At 70.9% G+C, this 26,465-nt stretch carries 25 protein-coding genes and 1 pseudogene; 11 read left to right on the forward strand and 15 right to left on the reverse strand.

Translation table 11 applies throughout. From position 1 onward, the window contains the following. From ACZ4QV_RS40985 to ACZ4QV_RS40995, 3 genes and pseudogenes are all read left to right on the forward strand, one after another. Window positions 1-738 (forward strand): annotated as a pseudogene (locus tag ACZ4QV_RS40985) (hypothetical protein); the annotation flags it as partial. A 2-nt stretch (window positions 739-740) separates the two neighbouring features. Further along, window positions 741-974 (forward strand): hypothetical protein, encoded by a 234-nt coding sequence (locus ACZ4QV_RS40990; protein ID WP_361591755.1) that lies wholly within the window; start codon window positions 741-743, stop codon window positions 972-974. A 339-nt stretch (window positions 975-1,313) separates the two neighbouring features. After that, entirely contained in the window at window positions 1,314-1,802 is a 489-nt protein-coding gene (locus ACZ4QV_RS40995; RefSeq protein ID WP_361159859.1) for a glutathione peroxidase, read from the forward strand. 7 nt (window positions 1,803-1,809) lie between these two features. On the opposite strand, the gene ACZ4QV_RS41000 is transcribed toward ACZ4QV_RS40995, so the two are convergent. Then, entirely contained in the window at window positions 1,810-2,271 is a 462-nt protein-coding gene (locus ACZ4QV_RS41000) for an STAS domain-containing protein (protein ID WP_361591757.1), read from the reverse strand. A 620-nt stretch (window positions 2,272-2,891) separates the two neighbouring features. Beyond that, window positions 2,892-4,298 (reverse strand): SLC13 family permease, encoded by a 1,407-nt coding sequence (locus ACZ4QV_RS41005; protein WP_361591759.1) that lies wholly within the window; start codon window positions 4,296-4,298, stop codon window positions 2,892-2,894. Window positions 4,299-4,444: 146 nt separating this feature from the next. Here ACZ4QV_RS41005 and ACZ4QV_RS41010 point away from each other — a divergent pair, with 146 nt between their 5' ends. Together ACZ4QV_RS41010 and ACZ4QV_RS41015 are read left to right on the forward strand one after the other, a co-directional pair. Continuing rightward, the gene (locus ACZ4QV_RS41010) at window positions 4,445-4,993 is read left to right on the forward strand and encodes a GNAT family N-acetyltransferase (RefSeq protein WP_361159868.1); all 549 of its coding nucleotides are present in this window, start codon (window positions 4,445-4,447) and stop codon (window positions 4,991-4,993) included. Window positions 4,994-5,218: 225 nt separating this feature from the next. Next, window positions 5,219-6,574: an NAD(P)/FAD-dependent oxidoreductase gene (locus tag ACZ4QV_RS41015; RefSeq protein ID WP_361159871.1), complete on the forward strand. Its 1,356-nt coding sequence runs from the start codon at window positions 5,219-5,221 to the stop codon at window positions 6,572-6,574. Window positions 6,575-6,673: 99 nt separating this feature from the next. Here the strand turns inward: ACZ4QV_RS41015 and ACZ4QV_RS41020 are convergent, their stop codons facing one another. Next, the gene (locus ACZ4QV_RS41020; RefSeq protein ID WP_467764401.1) at window positions 6,674-7,126 is read right to left on the reverse strand and encodes an ArsR/SmtB family transcription factor; all 453 of its coding nucleotides are present in this window, start codon (window positions 7,124-7,126) and stop codon (window positions 6,674-6,676) included. 100 nt (window positions 7,127-7,226) lie between these two features. Between ACZ4QV_RS41020 and ACZ4QV_RS41025 the strand changes: the two genes are divergently transcribed. From ACZ4QV_RS41025 to lnt, 4 genes are all read left to right on the forward strand, one after another. Then, complete coding sequence (locus tag ACZ4QV_RS41025; protein WP_467764402.1) at window positions 7,227-9,428, forward strand: heavy metal translocating P-type ATPase; 2,202 nt, start codon at window positions 7,227-7,229, stop codon at window positions 9,426-9,428. A 249-nt stretch (window positions 9,429-9,677) separates the two neighbouring features. Next, window positions 9,678-11,594, forward strand: coding sequence for an ABC transporter ATP-binding protein (locus ACZ4QV_RS41030; RefSeq protein ID WP_467764403.1), 1,917 nt, complete (start codon window positions 9,678-9,680; stop codon window positions 11,592-11,594). Between the two features lie 126 nt (window positions 11,595-11,720). Further along, complete coding sequence (locus tag ACZ4QV_RS41035) at window positions 11,721-12,242, forward strand: nuclear transport factor 2 family protein (RefSeq protein ID WP_361159881.1); 522 nt, start codon at window positions 11,721-11,723, stop codon at window positions 12,240-12,242. A gap of 83 nt (window positions 12,243-12,325) precedes the next feature. Continuing rightward, window positions 12,326-13,870 carry an apolipoprotein N-acyltransferase gene (gene lnt / locus ACZ4QV_RS41040; RefSeq protein WP_467764404.1) on the forward strand — a complete coding sequence of 515 codons (1,545 nt, stop codon included), beginning with the start codon at window positions 12,326-12,328 and terminating at the stop codon, window positions 13,868-13,870. Here the strand turns inward: lnt and ACZ4QV_RS41045 are convergent. Continuing rightward, a complete protein-coding gene (locus ACZ4QV_RS41045) occupies window positions 13,865-14,644 on the reverse strand; it encodes an SDR family NAD(P)-dependent oxidoreductase (RefSeq protein WP_467764405.1) in 780 nt (259 codons plus the stop codon). The genes lnt and ACZ4QV_RS41045 overlap by 6 nt on opposite strands. Before the next feature lie 94 nt (window positions 14,645-14,738). Between ACZ4QV_RS41045 and ACZ4QV_RS41050 the strand changes: the two genes are divergently transcribed. After that, window positions 14,739-15,347: a TetR/AcrR family transcriptional regulator gene (locus ACZ4QV_RS41050; RefSeq protein WP_361591770.1), complete on the forward strand. Its 609-nt coding sequence runs from the start codon at window positions 14,739-14,741 to the stop codon at window positions 15,345-15,347. A 111-nt stretch (window positions 15,348-15,458) separates the two neighbouring features. Here the strand turns inward: ACZ4QV_RS41050 and ACZ4QV_RS41055 are convergent, their stop codons facing one another. Continuing rightward, a complete protein-coding gene (locus ACZ4QV_RS41055; RefSeq protein WP_467764406.1) occupies window positions 15,459-16,364 on the reverse strand; it encodes a Gfo/Idh/MocA family protein in 906 nt (301 codons plus the stop codon). Between the two features lie 479 nt (window positions 16,365-16,843). Here ACZ4QV_RS41055 and ACZ4QV_RS41060 point away from each other — a divergent pair, with 479 nt between their 5' ends. Continuing rightward, window positions 16,844-17,329 (forward strand): hypothetical protein, encoded by a 486-nt coding sequence (locus ACZ4QV_RS41060; protein ID WP_361159890.1) that lies wholly within the window; start codon window positions 16,844-16,846, stop codon window positions 17,327-17,329. Here ACZ4QV_RS41060 and ACZ4QV_RS41065 read toward each other — a convergent pair. From ACZ4QV_RS41065 to ACZ4QV_RS41110, 10 genes are all read right to left on the reverse strand, one after another. Further along, a complete protein-coding gene (locus tag ACZ4QV_RS41065) occupies window positions 17,317-17,970 on the reverse strand; it encodes a hypothetical protein (RefSeq protein WP_361159893.1) in 654 nt (217 codons plus the stop codon). The two genes, ACZ4QV_RS41060 and ACZ4QV_RS41065, sit on opposite strands and share 13 nt — an antisense overlap. Window positions 17,971-18,079: 109 nt before the next feature. Beyond that, window positions 18,080-18,757: a uracil-DNA glycosylase gene (locus ACZ4QV_RS41070; RefSeq protein WP_467764407.1), complete on the reverse strand. Its 678-nt coding sequence runs from the start codon at window positions 18,755-18,757 to the stop codon at window positions 18,080-18,082. Between the two features lie 132 nt (window positions 18,758-18,889). Beyond that, complete coding sequence (locus ACZ4QV_RS41075; protein WP_361159899.1) at window positions 18,890-19,855, reverse strand: aldo/keto reductase; 966 nt, start codon at window positions 19,853-19,855, stop codon at window positions 18,890-18,892. A gap of 215 nt (window positions 19,856-20,070) precedes the next feature. Continuing rightward, window positions 20,071-20,841 carry an SDR family oxidoreductase gene (locus ACZ4QV_RS41080; RefSeq protein ID WP_361159901.1) on the reverse strand — a complete coding sequence of 257 codons (771 nt, stop codon included), beginning with the start codon at window positions 20,839-20,841 and terminating at the stop codon, window positions 20,071-20,073. A gap of 17 nt (window positions 20,842-20,858) precedes the next feature. Continuing rightward, window positions 20,859-21,620 (reverse strand): 3-oxoacyl-ACP reductase FabG, encoded by a 762-nt coding sequence (gene fabG / locus ACZ4QV_RS41085; protein WP_361159904.1) that lies wholly within the window; start codon window positions 21,618-21,620, stop codon window positions 20,859-20,861. A gap of 187 nt (window positions 21,621-21,807) precedes the next feature. Continuing rightward, window positions 21,808-22,203 (reverse strand): DUF3037 domain-containing protein, encoded by a 396-nt coding sequence (locus tag ACZ4QV_RS41090; RefSeq protein ID WP_361591779.1) that lies wholly within the window; start codon window positions 22,201-22,203, stop codon window positions 21,808-21,810. Beyond that, complete coding sequence (locus ACZ4QV_RS41095; protein WP_361159910.1) at window positions 22,200-23,024, reverse strand: HipA family kinase; 825 nt, start codon at window positions 23,022-23,024, stop codon at window positions 22,200-22,202. Before ACZ4QV_RS41095 ends, ACZ4QV_RS41090 begins: the two co-directional genes overlap by 4 nt. A 166-nt stretch (window positions 23,025-23,190) precedes the next feature. Continuing rightward, a complete protein-coding gene (locus ACZ4QV_RS41100) occupies window positions 23,191-24,429 on the reverse strand; it encodes a tyrosine-type recombinase/integrase (RefSeq protein WP_467764408.1) in 1,239 nt (412 codons plus the stop codon). Window positions 24,430-24,476: 47 nt separating this feature from the next. Beyond that, window positions 24,477-24,797 (reverse strand): helix-turn-helix transcriptional regulator, encoded by a 321-nt coding sequence (locus ACZ4QV_RS41105; RefSeq protein WP_467764409.1) that lies wholly within the window; start codon window positions 24,795-24,797, stop codon window positions 24,477-24,479. A gap of 1,147 nt (window positions 24,798-25,944) precedes the next feature. After that, window positions 25,945-26,465 (reverse strand): transposase family protein (locus ACZ4QV_RS41110; RefSeq protein ID WP_467764410.1); only part of this gene is annotated, 521 nt, incomplete at its 5' end.

The following is a 26,465-nucleotide window of genomic DNA, read 5'->3' on the forward strand; positions in this document are numbered from 1 at the left end:
ATCGCCGGGACCGTCCTGGCCACCGCGGCCATCGGTGGCGTGGAAGCCATCACCGTCGATGTCGTGGTGGCCCAGGGCGGCCGCAACCTGCTCGGTGACCAGAAGGGCATCAACCTGCACGAAGCCGCCGAAGCCGGTTTGGCCGGCGGTGCACTTGGAGGCGCCTTCGGGGGTGCAGTTCGTGGAGCGAGAGCCATACGGGAGGCTCGTCTTCCCGACGTTTCGACGCCGCGGCTCCGCTTGGCCTTCAATGATGAATGGCTCACCGGCGCTCGCAGACGTCCTCGCGACCTGCTGGACGATCCCGCGCAGACAAAGTGGGCCGATGACGCATACGCCCATTTCATGCAAGACTCCCGCGATGTCGGAGCCATCAGCAAGCACCGGGACGTGGTGCGGGCCGACGGGTCCACAGGGTTCTCCGAAGCGGAAGTCGGCACCATCAAGAAGCATGTTTTCGACACCGAGCACCCGATCGAAGACTACGAGACCGGCCGGGTAGTCACCCGGAAGTTCGACTCCGACCCCGAGATCGCCGACGCCTGGATCCGCCTGCGGTCCGGGAACGCTCTACCTGAGGATCACATCCTGCTGGAGCACGAACTGACGGAACTCAAGTACCTGCGGGAACATCCCGGCGCCACCTACCAAGAGGCACACCGGATCGCAAACGAAACGTACAATTGGCAGAACAAAGTTCCGCTGAACAAGCGCGAAGACTTCGAGAAGGAGTGGTAGCCGTGGCTGCCTTGGTTTACTTCAAGAAAATCTCTGAGGACCCCAATACCATCACCTACTCGTTCGGCGAAGACCCTCCCGAGATGACAAGGCGCCTGTCATTGGACAGAACCACTCGCCGAGCGCAGCCGGATGACGGAAATATTGACTACTTGTTCCTCAAGGCATCGCGAAAGATCAATGCCACATACGACGAGCGGGGGGAATGGCCTGAGCGCGGGATGAGTGCCAGTTGATCTGCTGACCACCACCCGTCCAACGCCCCTTGACGGCAGCGGTGCCGTCCGTCTGAATACCCGCTCCTACGCGCCCCGCGCCTCTCACCTTCGACCCGAGCGAGCAGCCCTACCTTGAGCCGACAAGGCAGGGCTGCTTGTGCAGCATTGGGCACAGGAGGAAACCGATATCTCTGAAGCTGACCACGCCGGCGGGGAGGTATTGCTGTCGCGAGCCATGCACGGCACCCGCCCACGCATCCCAACAGGGGCGGCGGCCTGGGAAGAACGCGTGGGTGGGCGTTGTTGTCTCCGGGGAGTCCCGTCCGCAACAGCGGTCCCGTAGCGAGGAGCCTGAACGTGAGCCTGTACGACATCCCTCTGCGCACCCTGAACGGTGAGCCCGCCTCGCTGGCCGACTACCGGGGCCGCGCCCTGCTGGTGGTCAATGTGGCGTCCAAGTGCGGTCTGACGCCGCAGTACTCGGGGCTGGAGCGGCTTCAGCAGCAGTACGGCGACCGCGGCTTCAGCGTCCTCGGCTTCCCCAGCAACCAGTTCGCGGGCCAGGAGCCGGGCAGTGCCGAGGAGATCGCCACGTTCTGCTCGGCCACCTACGGGGTCAGCTTCCCGCTCTTCGAGAAGACGGACGTCAACGGACCGGACCGCCACCCGCTGTACGCGGAACTCGCCCGCACCGAGGACGGCACGGGCGAGGCCGGTGACGTGCAGTGGAACTTCGAGAAGTTCCTCATCGACGCGGCGGGAACGGTCGTGGGGCGGTTCCGGCCCCGGACCGAGCCCGAGGCGGCGGAGCTGACGGAGGCGATCGAGGCGCACCTGCCGGCCTGACGTCTGTTCAGGCGACGGCGGTGTCCGAGGGGGCGTCCGGGGTGGCCGGGCGGCCTCTGTTCTCGGGGTGTGTGCAGGAGCAGCCGTCGTCCGGCCGGGGCTCGGCCGCGCGTCCGGGTACGGCGTCGGTGTCCGGGGCGAGGCAGAGGTCGAAGGCGGGCAGGAGGCCGGTCAGCCGGAGCAGTCGCAGCACGCTCGGGCTGTCGGCGACTCCGGCCAGGCGCAGGCGGCCCGCCTTGGCCTCGACCCGGCGCCGGGCGCGGCACAGCATCGACATGCCGCAGCAGTCGATGAAGGTCACGTGCCGCACGTCCAGGACGAGATCGGGGCGGCGCACTCCGGTGATCTCGTCGAGACGCGTGGTCAACGCGGTCGCCGCCAGGATGTCCACTTCTCCACTCAGTTCCACCACCGTGGTCGCGCCCACCACGTGTTCCCTGCTCGCGTAGCTCCGCCCCTGCTCCACCATGCCTGTCCCCACCTCCGTGCCTGTGCGTGTGATGCCGCCGCACGCTGGCGGTGGAGACGTACGGAAGTTTGGGGACTCGCCCGTTGCGGCCCGGGCGGAGATGACCACCGTCGGCGTTCGGCATCCGCGCGGTGCCAGCCTCCGGCGGGGTCCGGGTCGTCGGCTGCGCCCTACGTGTCTACGGCTTACCCGCTGGCCCCACCGTCAGTCCGGACGGCACATACGTAATGAAGTTGTCTCAAACTCATGCCGTGGGCCTGGTCGGTGGACACTCGCCCGCCGGTGGCCGCGCGGGTGGCGGCGGCCACGGCGGGCGGCGCCGGTCCGGTGGAGCGGTTGCCGGGCGGGGCGAGGGTGGGGAGGGGGGTGGGGAGAGGTGTCAGCCGGGCGGGAGAGGTGCGATATGCGCCCTTTTCCGTGCCGCGCTTCGGCTGAAGTGCCGAGCTGTTTCCGGTCAGCGCTTATGCCTTAACCATATTTGTCTTACGCGGCCTCTGGGGCCTTCCTCCCCGATCGGTCATAAGGCCACAAGATCACTCAGTTCACTCAGTGCACTCCGTTCACTCAGTTGGGCGAACTGTGAGCGAATTCGCCAGCTCGCCATCCGGGGTGGCGGGCCGTCATGTGCCGATGATCTGCAAGGCTCCCCACAGGGCCAGTGTCGACAGGACCAAGCCCCCGGGGACGGTCAGCAGCCCGAGCCGAGTGAAGGTGCCCAGGTCCGGTGCGTCGCCCTGCTCCTGGAGGATGCGTCGCCACAGGAGCGTGGCCAGCGAGCCCACGTATGTCAGGTTCGGGCCGAGATTCACGCCGATCAGCACCGCGAGGACGGGGCCTGCGCCGCCGTGTGCCGCGACCGGCAGCAGCGCCAGTACGGCCGGCAGGTTGTTGATGACGTTGGCGAGGAGGGCGGCGAACACGGCCACGCCGAGGAGTGCGGGCAGTGAAGCGCCTTCGGGCAGCAGCCGGTCGACGGCGCCGCCGAGGCCGTTGGTGACGACCGCCTCCACCACGACGCCCAGGGCCAGCACGAAGAGACAGAAGAAGGGGTTGGCCGCCTTCACGATCCCGGCTGCGGTGCCGGTCACCGTACCGGTCGCGGTGCCGGTCGCGGTGCCGGTCGCGGTCCCGGTCGCGGTGCCGGTCGCGGTCATGGACGCAGTCGCGTCCCGGCGTGCTATCGCGCGTATCCCGAGGACGAGTACGCCGCCCAGCGCCGCCCAGACCGGAGCGACCCCGGCGAAGGAGGTCACGACGAACCCGGCGAGCGTCAGCGAGAGGACCACGAGCGCGAAGAGCGGGAGCGGCGGCGGAGCGGCCCGCCGCCCGTGCGCCGCTTCCGCATCGGACTCCCCCATGCGGGGCTCTCCCGTGCGAGGCTCTCCCGCGTCCACGCGCCCTTCGTCGTCCGCCAGCTCCCGGTTGAAGAAGCGCCGGAACACCACGTACTCGAAGGCCACCGCGACGACCCACGGCAGCACCATCAGGGCGGCGAACCGCGTGAAGGACAGACCGGCCGCGCCGAGAGCCAACAGGTTGGTGAGGTTGGAGACGGGCAGCAGCAGCGACGCGGAGTTCGAGAGATGGGCGCAGGCGTACAGGTGGGGCCGGGCGCGTGCGCCGGCGTGCGTGACGGTGGCCAGGATCACCGGCGTCAGCAGCACCACCGTCGCGTCCAGGCTGAGCACCGCCGTGACCGCGGCGGCGAGTACGAAGACTCCGGCCAGCAGGAGCCGCGGCCGTCCCGCGCAGCGCCGCGCCAGCGCCGCGCCCGCCGCCTCGAACAGCCCTTCCTGGGCGCACAGGTACGCCAGCACCAGTACAGCGGCCAGAAAGCCGACGACCGGCAGCAGCTTGTGCACCTGCTCCCACGCGGCGTCCGGCGACACCGCGCCGACCAGTACGAGCAGACCCGCCGCCGGTACGGCCGCCACCGCCTCGGGCGCGCCGCCCGGCCTCCGTACGGCGAAGACCAGGACGCAGACCAGCAGCAGGAGGGAAAGGATCTCGGCGACGGCGGTGCTCACCCCCGCAACCTACAGGGGCGGAACCACGGGGAGATGTTGCACTGATTAGGGTGTATTTGCACCCACACCCGCATCTGCATCTGCATCTGCATCTGCATCTGCCCATGCTTCTCGCCGCCACCGTCCTACCGAAAGGAGCGCCGGTCATGCCGACACCGGACGCCCGCGACTCCGAGATCACCCTCCACCCGCTGCGGCCCGAGCACCTCCCGGCCGTCCTGGAGCTGGGCGAACGGGTCTACGACACCGACGCCATGCCGTACACCGGATGGTCGCTGACCGCCGTCGCCACGCACCTCGACGCCTCCGTGCCCGCCTGCCGGGTCGCCATGGCCGGTGACCGGCTCGCCGGGTTCGTGCTCGGCTCGATGACCTTCGAGCAGCGGGAGGACTGGGGCTACCTGGAGTGGATCGCGGTGGACCCGGACTTCCAGGGGCGCGGCGTGGCCGGGCGGCTGGTGCAGGACTGCTGCGCCGCGCTGACCGAGGCCGGTGCCTCGTCCGTGGTGACCGACGTCGAGGTGAACAACACGGCGTCGGCGACGCTGATGCGCCGTAACGGCTTCACCGAAGGCGTCACCGTCACCCTCTTCGTGCGGCCCGGCGCCGGCGAGACGGCGCACCCCGGCGGCATCTCCCTGCCGCACTTCGCCCGCACGGGCCGCCCTCGGCCCACCCATCGCGACGGCCGCTGAGCCGGGACCGAGGGCGAGGCCGGGGCCGGGGCCGGGGCCGAAGCGAAAACTGGGACCCAAGCGAGAAATGGGGCTGAAGCGGGGACTGGGGCCGAAGCAATAGCCGGGACGCCTGTTTCTCACCCGGTCGCAGGAGGTACCCGGTGGGCGCGGTGGCGAGGGCCGCCGCCCCGTGCCAGCGTGGCCGGGAGCCGACACAGCTGCTGACAGAGGCGAGGACGCGTCATGGAACGACCCAGAGTCCTGATCGTGGGCGGCGGCTTCGCCGGGGTGGAGTGCGCCCGGGGCCTGGAGCACGGGCTGTCCGCCGAGACGGCCGAGATCGTGCTGGTCACACCCAACAACTACGAGCTGTACCTGCCGCTGCTGCCGCACGTCGCCGCCGGAGTGGTCACCCCGCAGTCGATCGCGCCTTCCTTGCGGCGCATTCTGCGCCGGACGCGTCTGGTGCCCGGCGGGGTGATCGGCATCGACACCGCGGCGAAGGTCTGCGTCGTACGGCTGATCACGGGTGAGACGACCGACATCCGTTACGACCGGCTGGTACTGACGCCCGGCAGCATCACCCGTACGTTCGACATCCCTGGCCTGACGACGTACGCGCGGGGCATGAAGACGCTGGCCGAAGCGGCGTACATCCGGGATCACGTCATCGCGCAGCTCGACATCGCCGCGGCCTCGACCGACCCGGAAGAGCGCGCGGCGCGGCTCCAGTTCGTCGTCGTCGGCGGCGGTTACGCGGGGACGGAGACGGTCGCCTACCTCCAGCGGCTCACCAACGCCGCCGCCCGGCGCTACCCGCGCCTGGACCCCACCCAGATCAAGTGGCACCTCATCGACATCGCGCCGAAGCTGATGCCCGAGCTGGGCGACCGGCTGGGCCAGAAAGCGCTGGAGCTGATGCGGCAGCGCGGTACGGAGGTGTCGCTCGGCGTCTCGGTCGCCGAAGTGACCGAGGACTGTGTGCAGTTCACGGACGGGCGGGTACTGCCGTGCCGGACACTGATCTGGACGGCGGGCGTGGCGGCCAGCCCGCTCATCGGCACCCTCGGGGCGGAGACCGTACGGGGCCGGCTCGTCGTCGACGCCGATCTGACCGTGCCGGGCACGCCAGACGTGCTGGCCTGCGGTGACGCCGCGGCCGTACCGGACCTGACGAAGGGCGCCGGCGCGGTCTGCCCGCCCACCGCGCAGCACGCCCAGCGGCAGGGCAAGCACGCCGCGCGCAACATCATCGCCGGACTCCGCGGGGCGCCGCGGACGCCGTACCGGCACAAGGACCTCGGGCTGGTCGTGGACCTCGGCGGCATCGACGCGGTGTCCAAACCGCTGGGGTACGAGCTGACGGGGCTGCCCGCCCAGGTGGCGGCGCGCGGCTACCACCTGATGGCGCTGCGTACCGGCGTCGCCAGGTTCCGTACCGTGGCGAACTGGCTGATCAACGCCACCGCCGGGGACGACTTCGTGCGCACCGGCTTCCAGGCCGAGAAGCCCGCGACACTGCGCGACTTCGAGCGGACCGATGTCTATCTCTCGGCGGAGGACGTACGGGAGCGGCTGGCGGCGCACGGGGCCGGGTGAGCGCGGGAGTGCACCCGGGGGTGCGCGCGAAGTGCGTACGAAGATGCGCGCGGGTGCGCGAGGGTGCGCTCCGGGCCGCGGACGGAGTCAGCGGCTGGGTCAGCGGCTGACGCGCCTCTCAGCGGCTCCGGCTCCAGGTCCGGCTCCAGACCGGGCTCCGGCTTCGGCCTCAGAGCTGTAGGTGTCCTTGGCTTCTGCCGTGTCGGGCAGGTCCCGCGCACCGAGCCGCAGGTGCTCGATGTGGTAGACGGCCTCGTCGAGGAGTTGGGCGACGTGCGTGTCGTACAGGCTGTAGACGATCCGGCGGCCCTGCCGCGACCCGGTGACCAGGCCGAGCGCCCGGAGCAGCCGTAGCTGGTGGGAGACCGCGGACTGCTCCATGCCGACCGCCTCGGCCAGCTCGCCCACCGGGCAGGGCCCCTGGCGGAGGCGGGTGAGGATCATCAGCCGCGAGGGGGTGGCCAGCGCCTGGAGCGTGGCGGCGATGGTCGCGGCCGCGTCCGCGTCCAGGTGTGCTGCCGGTGTGGTCCTGCCGTCGACTCCGTGTCCCATATGCCTCATCGTATATTCGGTAATACTTGAAGACGTCTTCATGTGTTCGGCTATGGTGTCCGGGTTCCACTCCCGCCCCCCTCCCCGCACCGAGGTACCGATGACGTCCACGTCCAGTCACGGCCGTACGCAGCAGCCGGCGACCGGCCGGCCGGCCCCCGCCACGCCACCGGCCGACCGGTCAGCCCCCGAGGCGCCGTCCGCTGCCGCACCGCCCGCTGCCGCACCGCCTGCCGCCGCTCCCCCGCGTCCGACCGCGCCCCAGGCCACAGCCCCGACGGCAGCCCTGACGGCACCCGCTCCCCCGCCCCGACCGCGCCGCACCCGCCTCTCCGCTCTCCCGGAGGTGCGCTGGGCGGCCCTCTCCGCCCTCGCGTTCCTGCTCGCCTTCCCCCTCGACCTGGCGGGCGCCCCGGCGTGGGCGTGGGGCCCGCTGTACGCGGTGTGCTACACGGCCGGCGGCTGGGAACCGGGCCTGGCGGGCCTCCAGGCACTGCGCGAACGCACCCTCGACGTCGATCTGCTGATGGTTGTCGCGGCGATCGGCGCGGCGGGGATCGGGCAGTTCCTCGACGGCGGCCTGCTCATCGTGATCTTCGCGGTGTCCGGCGCTCTGGAGGCCCTGGCCACCCGGCGCACCGAGGACTCCGTGCGCGGCCTGCTCGACCTCGCGCCCTCCACCGCCGTACGGCTGGCACCCGACGGCCGGGAAGAGACCGTCGAGGCGGCCGCGCTGCGGGTGGGCGACACGGTGCTCGTACGCCCCGGAGAGCGGCTGCCCGCCGACGGCACGGTGCTGGCCGGCGCGAGCGAGGTGGAGCAGGCCACCATCACGGGCGAGCCGCTGCCGGTGGCCAAGGGCCCGGACGACGAGGTGTTCGCGGGAACGCTGAACGGCACCGGCGCGCTGCGGGTACGGGTCGGCAAGGATGCCACCGAGTGGGCGATCGCCCGCATCGTGGCCATGGTCGAGGAAGCCGGCCGGACGAAGGCGCCCACCCAGGTGTTCATCGAGAAGGTGGAACAGCGGTACTCCGCCGCGGTGGTGGCCGTGACCCTCGCCCTGTTCGCGGTGCCGCTGTTCTTCGGCGCGGACTTCACCACCACCCTGCTGCGGGCCATGACCTTCATGATCGTGGCATCGCCGTGCGCGGTCGTGCTGGCCACCATGCCCCCGCTGCTGTCCGCGATCGCCACCGCGGGGCGGCACGGCGTCCTGGTCAAGTCGGCTGCGGCGATGGAGCGGCTGGGGGCGGTGACCCGGGTCGCGCTGGACAAGACCGGCACGCTCACCGAGGGCGCGCCGCGCGTGGCCGGGGTGCGTTCACCGGTGCCGGGCGACAGCGGTACGGACGAGGCGCGCGCCCTCGCGCTCGCCGCCGCGGCGGAGCAGCCCAGCGAACACCCGATCGCCCGGGCGGTGGTCGCGGCCGCGCGGGAGCGCGGCCTGCGGGTGCCCGGCGCGTGTGAGTTCTCGTCCACGCCGGGACGGGGCGTGCACGCCGTCGTCGAAGGGTGCACCGTACGGGTCGGCAGCCCCGCCGCGCTGCTGAGCACGGGGGCGCCAGGGAGCGGGGAAGGGCTCACTGAGGAACAGTTGCGCGGGGCGCGCGCCGTCGCGTCGGAGATCGAGGCCACCGGGCCCACAGCGGTGGCTGTCCTCCTGGACGGCGTGCCCGTCGCCGTACTGGCCCTCACCGACCGGCTCCGCCCGGGCGCCCCCGAAGCGGTGGCCCGGCTGCACCGCCTGACGGGAGCCGAAGGCGGCTCCGGAGTGGGAGCCGGGCCGGCATCCGAAGCCGGCGTGACCTTGCTGACCGGCGACAACGTCCGCGCCGCCCGCCGTACGGCCGAGGAATGCGGCATCACGGACGTACGGGCCGGACTGCTGCCGCAGGACAAGGTGGCCGCGGTCCGTGCCTGGCAGGACGACGGGGCGAAGGTACTCATGGTCGGCGACGGGGTGAACGACGCGCCCGCGCTGGCCACCGCGCACAGCGGCGTCGCCATGGGCCGGGTGGGATCCGACCTGGCGCTGGAGACGGCCGACGCGGTGGTGGTACGCGACGAGGCCGGGGCGGTGCCGACGGTCGTCGCGCTCTCCCGCCGGGCGCGCCGACTGGTGGTGCAGAACCTCGTCATCGCGTCCGTGTGCATCGGCGCGCTGGTCACCTGGGACCTGGCCGGTCACCTGCCGCTGCCGCTGGGCGTGCTCGGGCACGAGGGGTCGACCGTCCTGGTCGGCCTCAACGGGCTACGGCTCCTGCGGTCCGCGGCGTGGCGAGGCGCCGCGGACGCCTGAGGCGTCGGACGCCCTGCGCACGCCGGGCGTGCACACCACTCCGTGCGCTGGGCGTACGCATCAGTCCGTACGCCCGGCGCACGCACCACCCCGTACACCCGCCAGCACACCACTCCGCCCGGCTCCCGGCGCGCCGACAAGGGAATCCCTTGACCTCAACATTGGTTGAGGTCATAGCTTCTGGCATGTCGCCGGTCACCACGGCCCGCGATCGACAACGTGCCGACCACGCCGCCCCGGAGGACCGCGATGGACATGGAAGTCACCGCCTGGCACTCACTGCACAGTGCCTCGTACGCGCAGCAGGGCAAGCGCTCGTTCTCCCGCTCCACCTTGCGGCGGATCGTCGCCTTCGCCCGGCCGCACCGGCGCTCGCTCACCTGGTTCCTGGTGCTGAGCACGGTGGCCGCCGTGCTGGCGGTCGCCACCCCGCTGCTCGCCGGCCGGGTGGTCGACGCCATCGACGGCGGCGAGGCGTCCGGCACCGTCCTGAAACTGGCCGGGCTGATCGCCGCCATCGCGCTGGCGGAGGCGGGGCTCGGCCTGCTGACCCGGCGGCTGTCGGCGGGCCTCGGCGAGGGACTGATCCTCGACCTGCGGACCACCGTCTACGACCACGTGCAGCGGATGCCGGTCGCCTTCTTCACCCGTACGCGGACGGGTGCCCTGGTCAGCCGCCTGAACAACGATGTGATCGGCGCGCAGCGGGCATTCAGCGACACGCTGTCCAGTGTGGTCGGCAACGTCGTGACGCTCCTGCTGACGCTCGCGGTGATGCTGAGTCTGTCGTGGCAGATCACGCTGATCGCGCTGGTGCTGTTGCCGGTCTTCGTGCTGCCCGCCCGCCGCGTCGGCCGCCGGCTGGCCGGGCTGCGCCGAGAGGCGTCCGACCACAACGCCGCGATGGGTACGCAGATGACCGAGCGGTTCTCCGCGCCGGGCGCCACCCTCGTCAAGCTGTTCGGCCGCCCGGCCAGGGAGTCCGCCGAATTCGCCGCGCGGGCCCGCCGGGTGCGGGACATCGGGGTCCGTACCGCCATGGTCCAGACGTACTTCGTCACCGCGCTCACCCTGGTCTCCGCCCTCGCACTGGCCGTCGTCTACGGCCTCGGCGGCTTCCTGGCGCTGCGCGGCCACCTCGAAACCGGCGCCATCGTCTCGCTGGCCCTGCTGCTGACCCGCCTGTACGCGCCGCTGACGGCCCTGTCCGGCGCGCACACCGAGGTGATGAGCGCGCTGGTCAGCTTCGAGCGGGTCTTCGAGGTGCTCGACCTGAAGCCGCTGATCGAGCAGAAGCCGGACGCCCGCGCGGTGCCGGACGGGCCGGTCTCGGTGGAGTTCGACTCCGTACGCTTCGGCTACCCGTCGGCCGACAAGGTCTCCCTCGCCTCCCTCGAAGAGGTGGCGTCCCTCGACACGCGGGGCGGCGCCGAGGTGCTGCACGACGTCTCCTTCCGCGCGGAACCCGGCCAGATGGTCGCCCTGGTCGGCTCCTCGGGAGCGGGCAAGTCGACGATCGCGCAGTTGCTGCCGCGCCTGTACGACGCGGACGCCGGCGCGGTACGGCTCGCCGGCGTGGACGTACGCGACCTGACGGCCGACTCGATCCGCGACACCCTCGGCATGGTGACCCAGGACGGGCACCTCTTCCACGACACGATCCGCGAGAACCTGCTGCTGGCCAGGCCGGCGGCGGGCGAGGACGAGCTGTGGGACGTGCTGCGCCGCGCCCGCCTGGACGGCCTGATCGCTTCGCTGCCCGACGGCCTGGACACGGTGGTCGGCGAGCGCGGCTACCGGCTCTCCGGCGGTGAACGGCAGCGGCTGACCATCGCCCGTCTGCTGCTGGCCCGGCCGCGCGTGATGATCCTGGACGAGGCCACCGCGCATCTGGACAACACCTCCGAGGCGGCGGTGCAGGAGGCACTGGCCGAGGCGCTGGAAGGCCGTACGTCCGTGGTCATCGCGCACCGCCTGTCGACCGTACGGGCCGCCGACCTGATCCTGGTGGTCGAGGACGGCCGGATCGTGCAGCGCGGCACCCACGACGCGCTGCTCGCGGCGGGCGGGCGCTACGAAGAGCTGTACCGCACCCAGTTCGAGCAGGCGCAGACCTCGGCCGAACGGGCGGCACACGAAGCGGCGGCACCGGCTTCGGCCCGCTGACCGGCAGACCACCCGCCCGCGTGGGCCCCGCCTCCGGGCGGGGCCCACGGCCGTGCCGCGTCCCGGCCCACCGCGTACCGCGCCCCGGCCCTTGGCGGGGACGCACGCATGCCGAACACTGAGGCGATGACCCAGCGTGTGGAACACACCACTGTCATGGACCGCCTCGCCATCGACGACCTGGTCACCGGCTACGCGATCGCCGTGGACGACGGCGACTGGACGGCCTACCGGGCCCTGTTCGTCCCCGAGGGGCGCGTCGACTACCGCTCGGCAGGCGGCATCGCGGGCAGCGTCACCGACGTCGCGGGCTGGCTGGCCGAGATGATGCGGCGCTTCCCGGTACGCCAGCATCTGATCGTCAACCGGCGGATCGGCATCGAGCTGCGCGACGGCGGCGCGCCCGGCGACACGGCCACCGTGCAGGCGGACTACCTCAACCCGATGCGCCTCGCGGGCCCGCACGACGCGCCACCCGGCGCGGCCGCCGACCCGCACTCCGGCGCGAACACCGGCGCGTCGGCCGCCCCGAACTACACCTGCGCGGGCCGCTACGCCTTCGCCGCCCGCCGTGCCGCCGAGGGCTGGCGGCTGAGTGAGGTCGTCGTCCACGAGAAGTGGCGGCAGTTGGTACCGGCGGGTGGCTGACGGGCCGCACCCGCCTGCTGTCCATGATCGGCCGACGCGCGCACACTGGGTGCTGCGGTCCGACGTCCGACGGAGGGAGCGGTATGCGGAAGGCGGCCGGCTGGTGGGAGAAGGCGCTCGCGTCGCCTTGGGGACGCGGTGCCGCCGCGGTCGCGGCCGGGGCGCTGCCCGCGCTGGCGTTTCCGGCGCCCGCGCTGTGGTGGCTGGCGTACCTCGCCCTCGTCCCGTGGCTCCTGCTGGCGCGTTCGGCCCGTACGAACCGCCGGGCGGCGCTGGACGGCTGGCTCGGCGGCGCCGGGTTCATGCTGGCGGTGCACCACTGGCTGCTGCCGAGCCTGCACGTCTTCATCCTCGTCCTGGCGGCGCTGCTCGGGCTGTTGTGGGCGCCCTGGGGCGTGCTCGTACGGAGCCTGCTGCACGGCGCGCCGGGCGTACGCCGGTGTGCGGCGGCCCTCGTCCTCGTACCGTCCGGCTGGCTGATGGTCGAACTGGTCAGGTCCTGGGAGTACTTGGGCGGCCCCTGGGGGCTGTTGGGAGCCAGCCAGTGGCAGGTGCCGCCTGCCCTGCGGCTCGCGTCCATCGGCGGGGTGTGGCTGCTGAGCCTGGTCATCGTGGCCGTCAACACCGCGCTCGTCGTACTCGTCGCCCTGCCACGTGCCCGCGTCCCGGCTGTGGCGGGCCTCCTTGTCTGCGCGGTCGGCGGCGGCGCGGCATGGCTGTGGGCGCCGGTGCCGCGGGCGGCGGGCAGCGTCCGTATCGGCGTCGTCCAGCCGGGCGAAGTCGTGGGCGCCGAAGCGCGGATAGCGCGCGGCGAGGCGCTGACCCGCTCGCTCGCGGGACGCGGCGTCCAGCTGGTGGTCTGGGGCGAGAGCAGCGTCAACCGCGACCTGACCCGCAGCCCGGCCATGGCGGCCCGGCTCGGCGCGCTCTCCCGGGACGTGGGCGCCGACCTCCTGGTGAACGTCGACGGTCGGCACGCCGGCCAACCCGGCATCTACAAGAGTTCCGTCCTGGTCGGCCCGCACGGCGCGACCGGCCACCGCTACGACAAGATGCGGCTGGTCCCCTTCGGCGAGTACATCCCGCTCCGCTCCGTACTGGGCTGGGCGACGCACGTCGGCAAGGCCGCCGACCAGAACCGCATGCGCGGCACCCGGCAGGAACTGATGCCCGTCGCTTCGGCGGGCGGACTGCGCGTGGGGCCGCTGGTGTGCTTCGAGTCGGCGTTCCCGGACATGAGCCGCCAACTGGTGCGCGACGGCGCACAGCTGCTGGTCGCGCAGTCCTCCACGTCGACCTTCCAGGAGAGCTGGGCGCCCGCGCAGCACGCCTCGCTGGCCGCGCTGCGCGCCGCCGAGACCTGGCGGCCGATGGCGCACGCCACGTTGACCGGGGTCAGCGCGGTGTACGGCCCGCGTGGGGAGCCGGTGGGCGGCCGGCTCGGCACCGAGCGCGGCGCGGCAGCCGTGTACGACGTCCCGCTGGCCGAGGGCACGAGCCCGTACGCGCGTCTCGGTGACTGGGCGTTGTACGGAGCGATGGCGGCGCTCGGCGCGTACGCGGTGGCGAAGGGAATCCGCGCGCTCTCTGCACGCCGGGGGCGCGTGCCGGGACGGGACCGCTCATGACTCCCCAGAGAGCGGGAAGGAAGCGTCAGATCTGATTCTCCCGCCGTCGACATAGAGGTTGGCGCCGAGGACGTAGCTGCTCTGCTCGGAGGCGAGGAAGGCGACCGCCGCGGCGACCTCCTCCGGACGTCCCGTCCGGCCCATCGCGACGCCTGCGGCGAGGTGCGCCCGGACGCCGGGCGCGCTCTCCTCGCCGAACAGGTCCGTGATCCCGGTGGTGTCGACCGGACCCGGCGAGACGGCGTTGACCCGGATGCCGCGCCCCTTCAGTTCGTCGGCCCAGGTGCGGGCGAAAGACCGGCCGGCTGCCTTGGAGGCCACGAACACGCCGAACGCCTCCGTGCCGTTGCCGGCCGCGGTGGAGGCGTTCAGTATCACCGAGGCGCCGTCGTTGAGCAGCGGCAGCGCCTTCTGGACGGTGAACAGCGTGCCCCGCGCGTTGACCGCGAAGGTCCGGTCGATCTGCTCCTCGATGTCCTGCTCCAGCGTCGCGAGCGAGGCGGTCGCCGCGTTCGCGAAGACGACGTCCAGGCCCCGCCCCCGGGCACGGACCGCGTCGTAGAGGCGGTCCAGGTCGGCCAGGTTCGTGATGTCACCGGCGACGGCGGTGGCCCGTGCCGAGCCGATGGTCTCCACGGCCGCGTCCAGTTCGGCCCTGCGCCGGCCGATGATGAACACGTGCGCGCCCTCGGCCGCCAGCCGTACGGCGCTGGCCAGGCCGATCCCGGTGTGCCCGCCGGTGATGACCGCGGCCTTGCCTTCGAGCTGTCCCATGGGGATGACCTCCGCCTACTTCCGTACCGATCGATATGGAATGAGGACGTAGCACATCTGCACCGCCCGGTACGGAAGAGGTAGGGTTGCGGCCATGGAGACGCGACGGAAGGGACCGGTCGGCCGGCCGAGAGGCTTCGATGCCGACGCGGCCCTCGAACAGGCCATGCGGGTCTTCTGGGAACAGGGATACGAGGGCGCCAGCCTCACCGACCTGACCAACGCCATGGGCATCACCCGCACCAGCATGTACGCGGCCTTCGGCAACAAGGAGGACCTGTTCCGCAAGGCTCTGGAGCGCTACTCCGAAGGCCCCGCCTCGTACGGAGCCCGCGCTCTGCAGGAGCCGACCGCCCGGCAGGTGGCCACCGCGTTCCTCAACGGCTCCGTCCGGACCACGACCCAGCCCGGCTGTCCCGCCGGATGCCTGGGCGTCCAGGCCTCCCTGGCCTCCGGCGACCCGGGACGCGCCGCCCGCGACGCCCTCGTCGCCTGGCGCGAAGAGGGCACTTCCCAGCTCCGCGACCGGTTCCGGCAGGCCGTCGCCGAAGGCGACCTGCCGCCCGGCACCGATCCCGGGCTGCTCGCCCGCTACATCATGACCGTCGCCAACGGCATCGCCGTCCAGGCCGTCGGCGGCGCCACCCGCGAGGAACTCCAGCAGGTGGCCGACATGGCCCTGCGCACCTGGCCGCCTGCCTGACGGCGCGGACGCCTCCGACGGACGACACGGACGGCACCGGCGGCACGTCCGATCGCCGCAAGCACCACACACGCCCCCAAGACGCTGGTCACAGCCGTCGGGCGCGTGGCCTCACGCTCCCTGTGCCAGCGCCTCACGGATCACCCGCTCGCACAGCTCATGCGTACGGAGCGCGTCCTCCGCCGAGACGAACCTGCCCGCCCGCACGTCGTCCAGGAACGCGAGGACGATCTGCTCGATGCCGCGCTGCCGGGCCACCGGCACCCAGTCGCCGCGCCGCCGCACGCTCGGCTGCCCCTTGTGGTCGATGACCTCGGCGAGGTTGACGACCTGGCGCTTGGTGTCCTGGCCCGACACGTCGAGGATCTCCTCCGCGGAACCGCTGAGGCGGTTCATGCTGCCGATGGCGCTGAAGCCGTCGCCGGAGAGGTGCAGCACCACGTGGTGCATCAGACCGTCCTGGAGCTTCGCCCGCACGTTCACGTGATCGACGGCGCCGGGCGCCAGGAAACGCAGCGTGTCGACCACATGGATGAAGTCGTCCAGCACCAGCGAACGCGGGTCCTCCGGCAGGCCGACCCGGTTCTTCTGCATCAGGATCAGGTCGCGGGGGTGCTCCAGGCACTGCGCGTAGCCGGGGGCGAAGCGGCGGTTGAAACCCACCGCCAGGCTGACGCCGCGCTCCTCGGCAAGCCGCACGATGCGCTCGGTCTCGGCCAGCTCGTAGGCGATCGGCTTGTCGACATAGGTGGGCACTCCCGCCTCGACGAGGCGGCCGACGATCTCCGGGTGCGCGGTGGTGGGAGCGTGCACGAACGCCGCGTCCAGGCCGGCGGCGAGCAGCCCGTCCAGGTCGGTGTGGCACTGGCCGGCCGGCAGGCGATACGTTCCGGCGACCCGCTCCAGGGTGGCCGGGGTACGGGTCTGAAGGTGCATCTCGACACCGGGCTGCGCGCCGAGCACCGGCAGATACGCCTTCTGTGCGATGTCGCCGAGTCCGATGCAGCCGACCTTCACGCGTACTCCCTGGGTTACGCCGCCGCTGCGGGCCGCCTGCGCGGACCGGCGCGCCGGACGTGCCGATGTTGCCGCCCGCCTTGATGCCGTACGGTCATCGAGCCGGGCACGCCGGTGGTGTCCCCGGCGCCCCGGAAGCATACGTGCCGCCCGGCGCACGGCGATCTCCCTGGTCCGTGGCGGCCGACCACCGCGTGTGCGCGTCGCGGGCACGCTCGTACGCGTCGTGGGCGGTCGGCAGCCTCCGGGCCGACACGACGTGGTGGCACCTGGCCCGGTCGCGTCCTCCACGGTCTGGGGGCGGGCAGCGGGCGCCCGGCCCTGCCTGGCCGCCTCAGTGCCCGGGTGCCTCGATGCCTGCACGCCCTGCATGCCTGATGCCTGATGCCTGCATGCAGCCGACTCCGGGTCAACACCGTCCGTCACGTTCACCCCTGCGGGGCCTTCCCAACGGCAGCCGATGTCGGCAGAGTTGGCCGGTGTTCCGTATTCCCGCAGCGGCGGTCCTCATGCTGACGACGGCGGCCGTCACCACCGGCTGTGTCACCGTCGCCCACCGCCCGGCCCCCGAGAGTCTCCTGCCGCGCCCCGCGCTGCCCGCCCCTTCCGTCGAGCCAAACGGTCCGGAAGTCAGCCGGCCCCCGGCGCGCAAGCGGCCGACGACGCCGTCCGCAGCCGCCGCGCAGCGGTCGGCGCCCGCCCGGCCTCCCGCGCCAGGAGCCCAGCGGCCACAGCGGCCGGAACCCGCGGCGACGGGCAAGAAGAAGGGAAAGGACGTCGACCGGGGTGTACGGGGCAAGCCCAAGGCTCCCGGTTCCCGCCGGTACGGTCCGCCGTGGCCGCGCGCCGAGAACCGCCGCCCGGCCGCCCCGGCTCCGGGCCTGTGCAAGCTGGCGCGCGAATACGGGCGCTGGCAGGACGACGACCGGGCCGACACCCTCTGCCGCGACGTCTACGGCGACTGACCTTCCCCACCGCCCGCATCACCCGCACCACCCGTCCCCCCTGAGTCCTCGGAGCCCCCGGCGCCTCCCGTACCGTCCCTCGTGCCGTCCCCGGGCCCACCGCCCGGCCCGTCGGCCTCTCCTCCCCCATCCACCCCACCCGAGCCCGCGATCCGGATCCCCAGCCGCTCGATCGCCTGCCGCACGCCGCGGCCGTACTCGTCGTCGGCCAGCGGTGCGGCCGTCTGCCGGGCCCGGTCCAGTTCGGCGCGGGCCTCGCCGTGGCGGTCCAGGGCGGCGTAGTCGGCGGCGAGGCTCAGGTGGAGGGAGGGCAGCAGCGCCGCCACCGCCGGAACGGACCGGCCCGCCGACGCCGCCCGCTCCCCGTCCCGGTCCGCCGCCGAAGCGCCCTTCGCCTGCCGTGCCGTTTCGAGCGCGGTGAGATCCCAGTCCAGCTCGTCGGCCGGGTCGTCCTGCGTGTCGGCGAGGTAGTGGGCCAGCGTGCAGCGGTGGAACGGGTCGCCGTCCGGACCGATCTCGGCCCAGAGCCGCGCCAGGCGGTTGCGGGCCTCCTCCCGGTCGCCGCCCCGGTGCAGCATGACCGCCTGCCCGATGCGGGTCAGGACGACATCGCCGCCGGCCCTCGCACGCTGATCGTCCACCGCCGCACTCTCCCGCCCTCGTCCGCGCCACGTCGGGCCTGCTTTCCCCGACGCTAACCGGCGCCCGGCGGTACCGCGCGGTGTGCGCGGCACGCCGCGGCCGCCCGGCTCAGCCCAGGTCGGGGATCCGCCAGTCGATCGGGGTGTGGCCCTGCGCGGCGACGGCCTCGTTTATCCGGGTGAAGGGCTGGGACCCGAAGAACTTCTTCGCGGACAGCGGGGAGGGGTGCGCGCCCTCCACCACCGCGTGCCGCCCCGTGTCGATCAGCGGCAGCTTCTTCTTCGCGTAGTTGCCCCAGAGCACGAACACCACCGGGTCGGGACGGGAGACGACCGCCCTGATCACCGCGTCGGTGAACTTCTCCCAGCCCTTGCCCTTGTGCGAGTTGGCCTCGCCCGCCCGTACCGTCAGCACCGCGTTCAGCAGGAGCACGCCCTGGCGGGCCCAGGGCATCAAGTACCCGTTGTCCGGGACCGGGTGGCCCAGCTCCTCCTTCATCTCCTTGTAGATGTTGCGCAGCGACGGCGGCGTCTTGACGCCGGGCCGAACGGAGAAGCACAGCCCGTGTCCCTGGCCCTCGCCGTGGTACGGGTCCTGCCCCAGGATCATCACCTTGACCTGGTCGTACGGGGTGGCGTCGAGGGCCGCGAAGACCTCCTCGCGGGGCGGGTAGACCGGCCCCTTCGCCCGCTCCTGCTCGACGAACTCGGTGAGCTCCTTGAAGTAGGGCTTCTCCAACTCCTCGCCGAGGACGCCGCGCCAGGACTCGGGCAGCATGTCGGTCATCACTGAGCAACCTCCGGTGTGCGATCCGTTCTCGGCAACGAACTTACCGGCGACCACTGACAACGCCCGCACCCCACCCCGCGCCCGGCTCCCGCCCGGTCTCCGTCCGGCTCCTACCCGGCCCGCACCCGCTCACGCCGTGTCGAGCCGCGCCCGCTGCGCCGCGTCCAGTTGCAGATCCAGCGCCGCCAGGCACTCGTCCAGCTGTGTCACCGAACTCACACCGAGGACGGGTACGACCGGCACCCGGCCACCCGTCAGCCAGGCCAGCACCACCTGGTTCACGGTGGCCCCGGCCTCCGCCGCGACCTCCTGGGCGACCCGCAGCCGCGCCACCGACCCGGGGTGGTCGTACCGTTCGGGCAGCGGCTCCTCCGGACGCGCGTATCCGCCGTGCATCAGCGTCGAGTAGCCGAGCAGCGTCAGATCGTCGTGTGCGGCGGCGTAGTCGAGCAGTTCTCCGTCGGTCTCCCGCTGGAGGCCGGACTCCGCGTCGTACCGGGGCCGCAGGTAGGTGTGCCGCTGCTGTACGGCGCGGAAGCCGGGCAGATTCCGCGCGCCCGCGAGGTGGCGGGCCTCGGCGAGCCGCCACGTGGCGTGGTTGCTGGCCCCGAGGACGCCCACGGCGCCGTCCCGCACCAAGTCCGCGAGCACTCCGACGGTCTCCTCCAGCGGCACGGTCCGGTCCTCGACGTGGGCGTAGTACAGATCCACCCGGTCGGTGCCGAGCCGCCGCAGACTGCCGTCGATCGCGTTCCGTACGGACTTCTCGCCCAGTCCTTCCAGGTTGGCGGGCCACTCGGGACCGCGGGACGGGTCGGGGCGGGCGCCGGCCTTGGTGGCCAGGACCGTACGGTCCCTGGCGCCCCGGCTGCGCAGCCAGCGCCCGAGCAGCAGCTCGCTCTCGTCGCCGGTCGCGCCCGGCACCCAGCAGGCGTAGTTGTCGGCGGTGTCCAGGAAGGTGCCGCCTGCCTCGGCGAAGCGGTCGAGGACGGCGAACGCGGTCGGTTCGTCGACGGTGGTGCCGAACGGCAGGGTGCCCAGGCACAGAGTGCTGATCATGGGCCCCGTACTGCCGCCGAGGGTGCGGTAGCGCATGGTGGGTCTCCTTCGAGAGGCGCGTCGCGAGCCCGTACGCGGACACCCGGCCCGGAACGGCTGCGGTGCCGGTCCCCTCCGGACCGGCACCGCAGACCCTGCCTCTTGAAGTGCACATCAACGCAAGCGCCGCCGGACCTTCCGCGCGCGGGCGCACATACCGGCACGCGCTTGCTGCTCGCGCCCCCTGCCTGCCCTTGCGGCGCTCTCAGGTCTCAGACACCCGCGTTGAGGAACAGCCCACCGTCGACCTGGAGCGTCTGCCCCGTGACCCAGCCGGCGGCGTCGGACAGCAGGAACGCCGCCGCGCCCCCGATGTCCTCCGGGACGCCGAGGCGCCCCATCGGGTAGCCCGCCGCCGCCTCCTCCTCGCGGTTCTCGTACAGCGCGGCCGCGAACTTGGTCTTGACCACCGCGGGGGCGATGGAGTTGACCCGTACCACCGGCGCGAACTCGTGCGCCAGCTGGAACGTCAGGTTGATCATCGCGGCCTTGCTCATGCCGTACGCGCCGATGAAGGGCGAGGCGGAGACGCCGGCGATGGAGGCGATGTTGACGATCGCGCCGCCGTTGTCCTTCTGCCACGCGTGCCAGGTGCGCTGCGCGAAGCCCAGCGCGGAGACGACGTTGGTCTCGAACACCTTGCGGGCGACGTTCAGGTCGAGGTCCGCGATCGGGCCGAAGACCGGATTCGTACCGGCGTTGTTGACGAGGTAGTCGACCCGGCCGAACGCCTCCATGGCGCGCTCGACGGCGACGCCCTGGTGCGCCTCGTCGTGCGCCTTGCCCGCGACGCCGATCACGCGGTCGGCGCCCAGCGTCTCGACGGCCTCCTTGAGGGCGTCCTCGTTGCGGCCGGTGATGCAGACCTTGTCGCCGCGCGCCACGAGCGCCCGCGCGATGCCGTACCCGATGCCCCGGCTGGCGCCGGTGACCAGCGCCGCCTTGCCGGAGAGCGGGGGCAGCGGCTTGTCCTGTGCGGTCATCTTCGTCACCTCCGGTGTCAGTTGAGCGGTCCGCCGGCGACGTACATGACCTGGCCGGAGACAAAGCCGGCCGCCTCGCCCGTGAAGAAGGCGATGGCGTTGGCGATGTCCTCGGGCCGGCCGACGCGCTGGACGGGAATCTGGGTGGCGGCCGCGGCCTGGAAGTCCTCGAAGCCCATGCCGACGCGCTCGGCGGTGGCGGCGGTCATGTCGGTGACGATGAATCCGGGGGCGACGGCGTTGGCGGTGACGCCGAACTTGCCCAGTTCGATGGCGAGGGTCTTGGTGAAGCCCTGGAGGCCGGCCTTGGCGGCCGAGTAGTTGACCTGCCCGCGGTTGCCGAGCGCCGAGCTGGAGGAGAGGTTGACGATCCGGCCGAACTTGGCGTCGACCATGTGCTTCTGACAGGCGCGCGACATCAGGAACGCGCCCCGCAGGTGCACGTTCATGACGGTGTCCCAGTCGCTGTCGCTCATCTTGAACAGCAGGTTGTCACGGAGTACGCCCGCGTTGTTGACCAGCACGGTCGGCGCGCCCAGCTCCGCCGCGACCCGCGCGACCGCCGCCTCCACCTGCTCCGCGTCCGAGACGTCGCAGCCCACGGCCAGCGCCTTGCCACCGGCCGCGGTGATCTTCTCGACGGTGTCCTTGCAGGCCGCCTCGTCCAGGTCGAGGACGGCGACGGCGCGGCCCTCGGCGGCCAGGCGTACGGCGGTGGCCGCGCCGATGCCGCGGGCCGCGCCCGTCACGATGGCTACGCGCTGCTCGGTGGTGGACATGCGGGGTTCTCCTCACCCTCGAAACCTCGACGAGCGGTCCGCCGCACCGCAACCTCGGGTGAGCAACCGCTTAGTAGCTTCAGCAGGGGTGACGCTAGAAGCCCGGCCACCCCCTGTCAACGCCTCTCCGGCGCGCCCGCGCACTTCAGGGCGGCCGCCGGACCCTACGGACCGGCGGCCGTCCCGCTCACCTCACCAGCAGGTCGAGCAGCCGCTCCGCCTCCCCGGACGGATCCACGGTCAACCCGGTGTGCACCGGCCCGGGCTGGACCACGGTGCTGCGCGGCGCGATCAGCCACCGGAAGCGCCGCCCCGCGTCGTCACCCGCAGCCTGCCCGGCCCGCTCGCCGCCCACGCAGATCCCCTCGACGGCACGCAGAGCCGCCCTGACCCCGTCGACGTCGACGTGCGCGTCGAGTGCCCGCAACCGCCCCTCGTCCAGATACGTACGCGCTTCCACGAAGCGCCGGGCGCGGCAGTACACGACCACCCCCGCGTTGATCATCTCCCCGCGTTCGACCCGCGGTACGACCTTGAGCAGGGCGTACTCGAACACGTCACGTCCGTTGTGCAGGCCGCTCACTTCACTGCCCTCCGCGGCAACTCGGTCGCCAGCCAGCCCGGCACCCGCGAGGGCCCGTCCTTCGTGGGTTCCCCGACCTTGATCCGCTCACCGATCACCGGGGCGCGGCCCAGCAGGGCCCGCACATACGCACCGCGCAGCTCGTCGGGCGAGTCGAATCCGGGCTCGCCCACCAGCCACTCGTCCGGCACCGCGGCCGTGACCTCGGTCAGCAGCTCCTCGGTGACCAGCGGCGCGAACTCGGCCGCCGCGGCCTCGATGTCCGGCCCGAAGCTCGCCAGCACGTGGTCGGAGGCGTCGTACGGCTTGGCGGCCGACTTCTCGGCGGTGGGCCAGTTGTGCTGCCAGATCATCGTGGCGCCGTGGTCGATCAGCCACAGCTCACCGTGCCAGACCAGCAGATTCGGGTTGCGCCACGACCGGTCCACGTTGTTGATCAACGCGTCGAACCACACCACCCGGCCCGCCTCCCGAGCGGACACCTCGAAGGCCAGCGGATCGAACCCGAGCGACCCCGGCAGATAGTCCATCCCCAGGTTCAGCCCGCCACTGGCCTTCAGCAGCTCCTGCACCTCCTGGTCGGGCTCGCTCAGCCCGATCACCGGATCCAGCTGCATCCGCACCAGCTCCGGCACCCGCAGCCCGAGCCGGCGCCCCAGCTCCCCGCAGACGACCTCGGCGACCAGAGTCTTGCGCCCCTGCCCCGCCCCGGTGAACTTCATGACGTACGTACCGAGATCGTCGGCCTCGACGATCCCCGGAAGCGACCCGCCTTCACGCAAGGGCGTGACATAGCGGGTCGCGGTGACTTCGGACAACATGCGGATCAGGCTACTTCCTGGGCTTCGTCGCAGGTCAGCGACGTGCGGTCGATTCGGTCCACAGATACTGATGCAAGCATACCGATACGATCGCATCGGATCCCGTCCCGGTCACCCCCTTTACTCGGAAGCCCCCTGGAGGGGCTTGGGGGGAATTTGGGGAGTTTCAATTTTCAACCACAGCGTCCGCCGGATTGCCGAGCAACCCATCGATGGCCCGACGCCCTCGCCCCCCAGCCTCCGGCATGAAGTGAGCATAGTGACTGAGCGTGATCACCGAGGACGAGTGGCCCAGCCACCTGGCCAAGGTCACCACCGACTCGCCGGCCTCAAGGACCACCGACGCGTACGTATGGCGCAGCACATGGAAACCGTCCCGGTGCGCAGCCTTCCATTGCCACGGCTTCGCGCCCGCAGGCCGCGGAGGGATGATCCCGATGCGAGCCAGCGCAGGCTTCCAGATGTAGGTGTTGTACGTGTTCACCGCGATGGCATTGCCGAACCTGGTCGTGAGCAGCAGCAGGACCTTCCTCGTGGACTTACCGGGTTCGCCCCACGGCAGCTCCACCTCCACTGCTGGATATTTCTCGGAGTGTTCCCTCAACTCGCAGGCGACGGAAGCAGGCATGTCTGCGACACGCGTCTTACCGCCCTTCGGGAGAGTGAAGTAGAGGCGCCCACAGAATGTCTGAACTTGCCTTCTCACATAGATGACTCCTTTTTCATAGTCGATGTCGTCTGGGCTCAGCCCGAATACTTCGCCCTGCCGTAGACCGCACCCCACGCCGAGAATCACCGTTATCCGGTAGCGATCGCTTATGCTGTCCCGCATCTGGCGAGCCGTCTCCAAAGGCCATGCTTCGCGTCTCACTTCGTCAGCTTTGGGCCAGCGAACCGATTTTGCCCGCATGGGGTTGCGGATCAATCGCTTGTCATCGATGGCCGTCTCGAAGATGTTGGAAAGAGCCCCGAGGATGGCTCGCGCGTACTGCGGCGAACAGGACTTCTCCAGGTCTGCGATATAGGCGCGAAGTCGAGCAGCGGTGACGTCCCTCAGCGGGACTTGGCCCAGGTACGGGAGGACGTGAAGCAACACCTTTCGGCTCTGGTTCTGCCTGGTCTTGATGGAGCCAGACATGCCGGGGAACCAGAAGCGCTGTACATAATCCTCAAGGAGGATCGACCCGTCACGGGGGTCGACAAACTCTCCACGTTCTTGGTCGGTGCTGGACCGTCGAAGCCATGCCTTCGCGTCCTCCAGCGTTTCAAACGACCTGTCCCGCACACCCGGAATCCCTGAAACCCTGTAGCGAGATCCCTTGCCGTAACGGCTGGTGCGCTCCCGCTTACCGGTGACAGGGTCCTTCTTTTTCTTGATCCAGCGGTCTTCTATGTACCCAGCCAAAAAAGAACTTTCCTCGATTCGATCGGCGAAGAGGCGGCGTCAATGTGTCAGGTGTTGACAGTACGGCTGGGACGCGGCGTTGGCGCTGAGCTCACCGGGTTCAGGGAGGTGTTGGAACGAGAGTCGGCCAGCTCCTGCTCTCGAACCCAGGCATCGAGCGTTTCCAGCCGGTACATCACTCGGCCGCGAGCGCCCATGCGGAAGCTCGGCGGTCCTTGCCGTCGGTGCCGCCATACATAGAGCGTGTTCGGCGAGAGACCGAGGTACTCTGCCGCTTCCTTCAGGTTCAGGAACGCTCTTTGTGCGGCACCCGTCGGGCCGATGACGGAGACGGCGGCAGACGAGGAAGACAGTGAGTTTGCAGTCATGGGGGGGGCTTCCGGGTATTGGCAAGACAGCGGGCAGCGACGTCGGCGTGCGAGCTCGACGTGTCCGCTTGGCTCCACCGCCAAGCGCAGCCGGTTGCGGACTGTTCGAGTGTCCGGACGATCCCCGGTTTCGCTAACCGGGGATCGTCGGCTATGTTGCGCGCATGCCGCCTAAGGCGACGCGCTCGCAGTCGCCAGCGGTGACAGCCAGTCGGCTCTTCCCGTGCCTGATGCTCGTGTTCCTTAACCCGCAGACCTGTCTAGCGGGGACGTTCAACCCTCGTAGCGACGATGCATTTTGTCCGGCCTCGGCTGCGATTCATTGCACCGAAGCGGCCGGCGGCGCGTACACACAAAAGGACTGGCAGACGAACTACGCCGTAGTCCACTTACGTGCGCGTGGAACGCGCGCTGGTGATCTGGCCGCCAAGGTAGTTGTCCGAAGGGATCGGGGAGCGTGGGCCGACAGAACAGACTCCTCACATGTCACCCGGTGAGCTGTTGACGAGCCCTGGTTTTCCGGGGGTGTCATACGTTCACATAGCCCCGGAACAGGTTCCAGTCCTTCGCGGTTCTTTCTCGTCTGCCGTGGGCGAATAGGCTGACCGGTACCCTGCGGCATGCGAGCGGGGAACGCGACAGTCGCGCACCGGCTCCCTAGCCGGCATGCGGATCTCGGGCTGACGCCGCATAGCGGGTGCGGCCATCGCAGCGATATCGCCCCAGTCGAACTCGTACACCTCGCGCTCCGTCTCGCTCAGCTCGCAGCGTGAGCACTTCGCCAGACGAACCGATTATCGGCAGCGCGGGCCACCCCACACCTGGCCGCCGCCACAGCGGGCCCGTACTTCCCAGAGCCCACGAACTACACCGCGACATCTACTACTCGTCCGCCGTTAGGCGGTTCCTTACAGCTCTTGGTCGGGCGTTTGGTCTGATCGTCGGCGCAAGATAAGCTACCTCGTGATGCGCCAATCGTCTTTCCAGGCGCACCAGTGACAGCCATCAAACGGTCCAAGAGCCGTCAGACACCGCACGCTCACCTTGTGCCCGCAGGCCGTGGGCGCGCAGGTCCTGGTGCAGGCGGCTGCTAACGAGTTGGTGCGTGATAGCGGGTGGGACGTGTCTGCCTTGCTCAGCACGTTGCTCAGGCAATATTGCGGTCGGAGACAAGGCTGGAGATGGCGCGGTAGGTGTCGGGCAGGCGGTCGCGGCGATGGGTCCAGCGCGTCAACTGTTTCCAGCGTTTGTGATCGGCGAGGGCGTGTTCAACGGTGATCCGTTGTGAGGAGTGGTCGTGCCGTTGGCGTGCTCGGGCTTCGACAAAGGGCGCTATGGCTCCCGGTCGCAGTTTGCGTGGCGGGGTGAGGGCTCGCCTCGGGTGGTTCCGTCCGAGGCCGAGGTAGCCGTCGTCGAGGAAGACCTGGACGAGGCTGAAGTGGTCCAAGCATCTACTGATCCCGGCCGTGCGGGCGGCGGTCACATCATGCATCCGCCCTGGCCTGAGGGCATCGGTCCATAGAGTTCGGCCCTGGTGGTCGGCGATGACGGTGGCCTTCATCGTGTTCTGCTCCTTCTTGCCCGACACGAACGCCTGCCGTCCGCCCCGACCCGCGGCAGGCCGGCGGACTTGCACCTCGGTGGCGTCCAAACGCAGCTGAACACCTT

The sequence above is a fragment of the Streptomyces sp. NPDC026394 genome, from assembly GCF_055567735.1.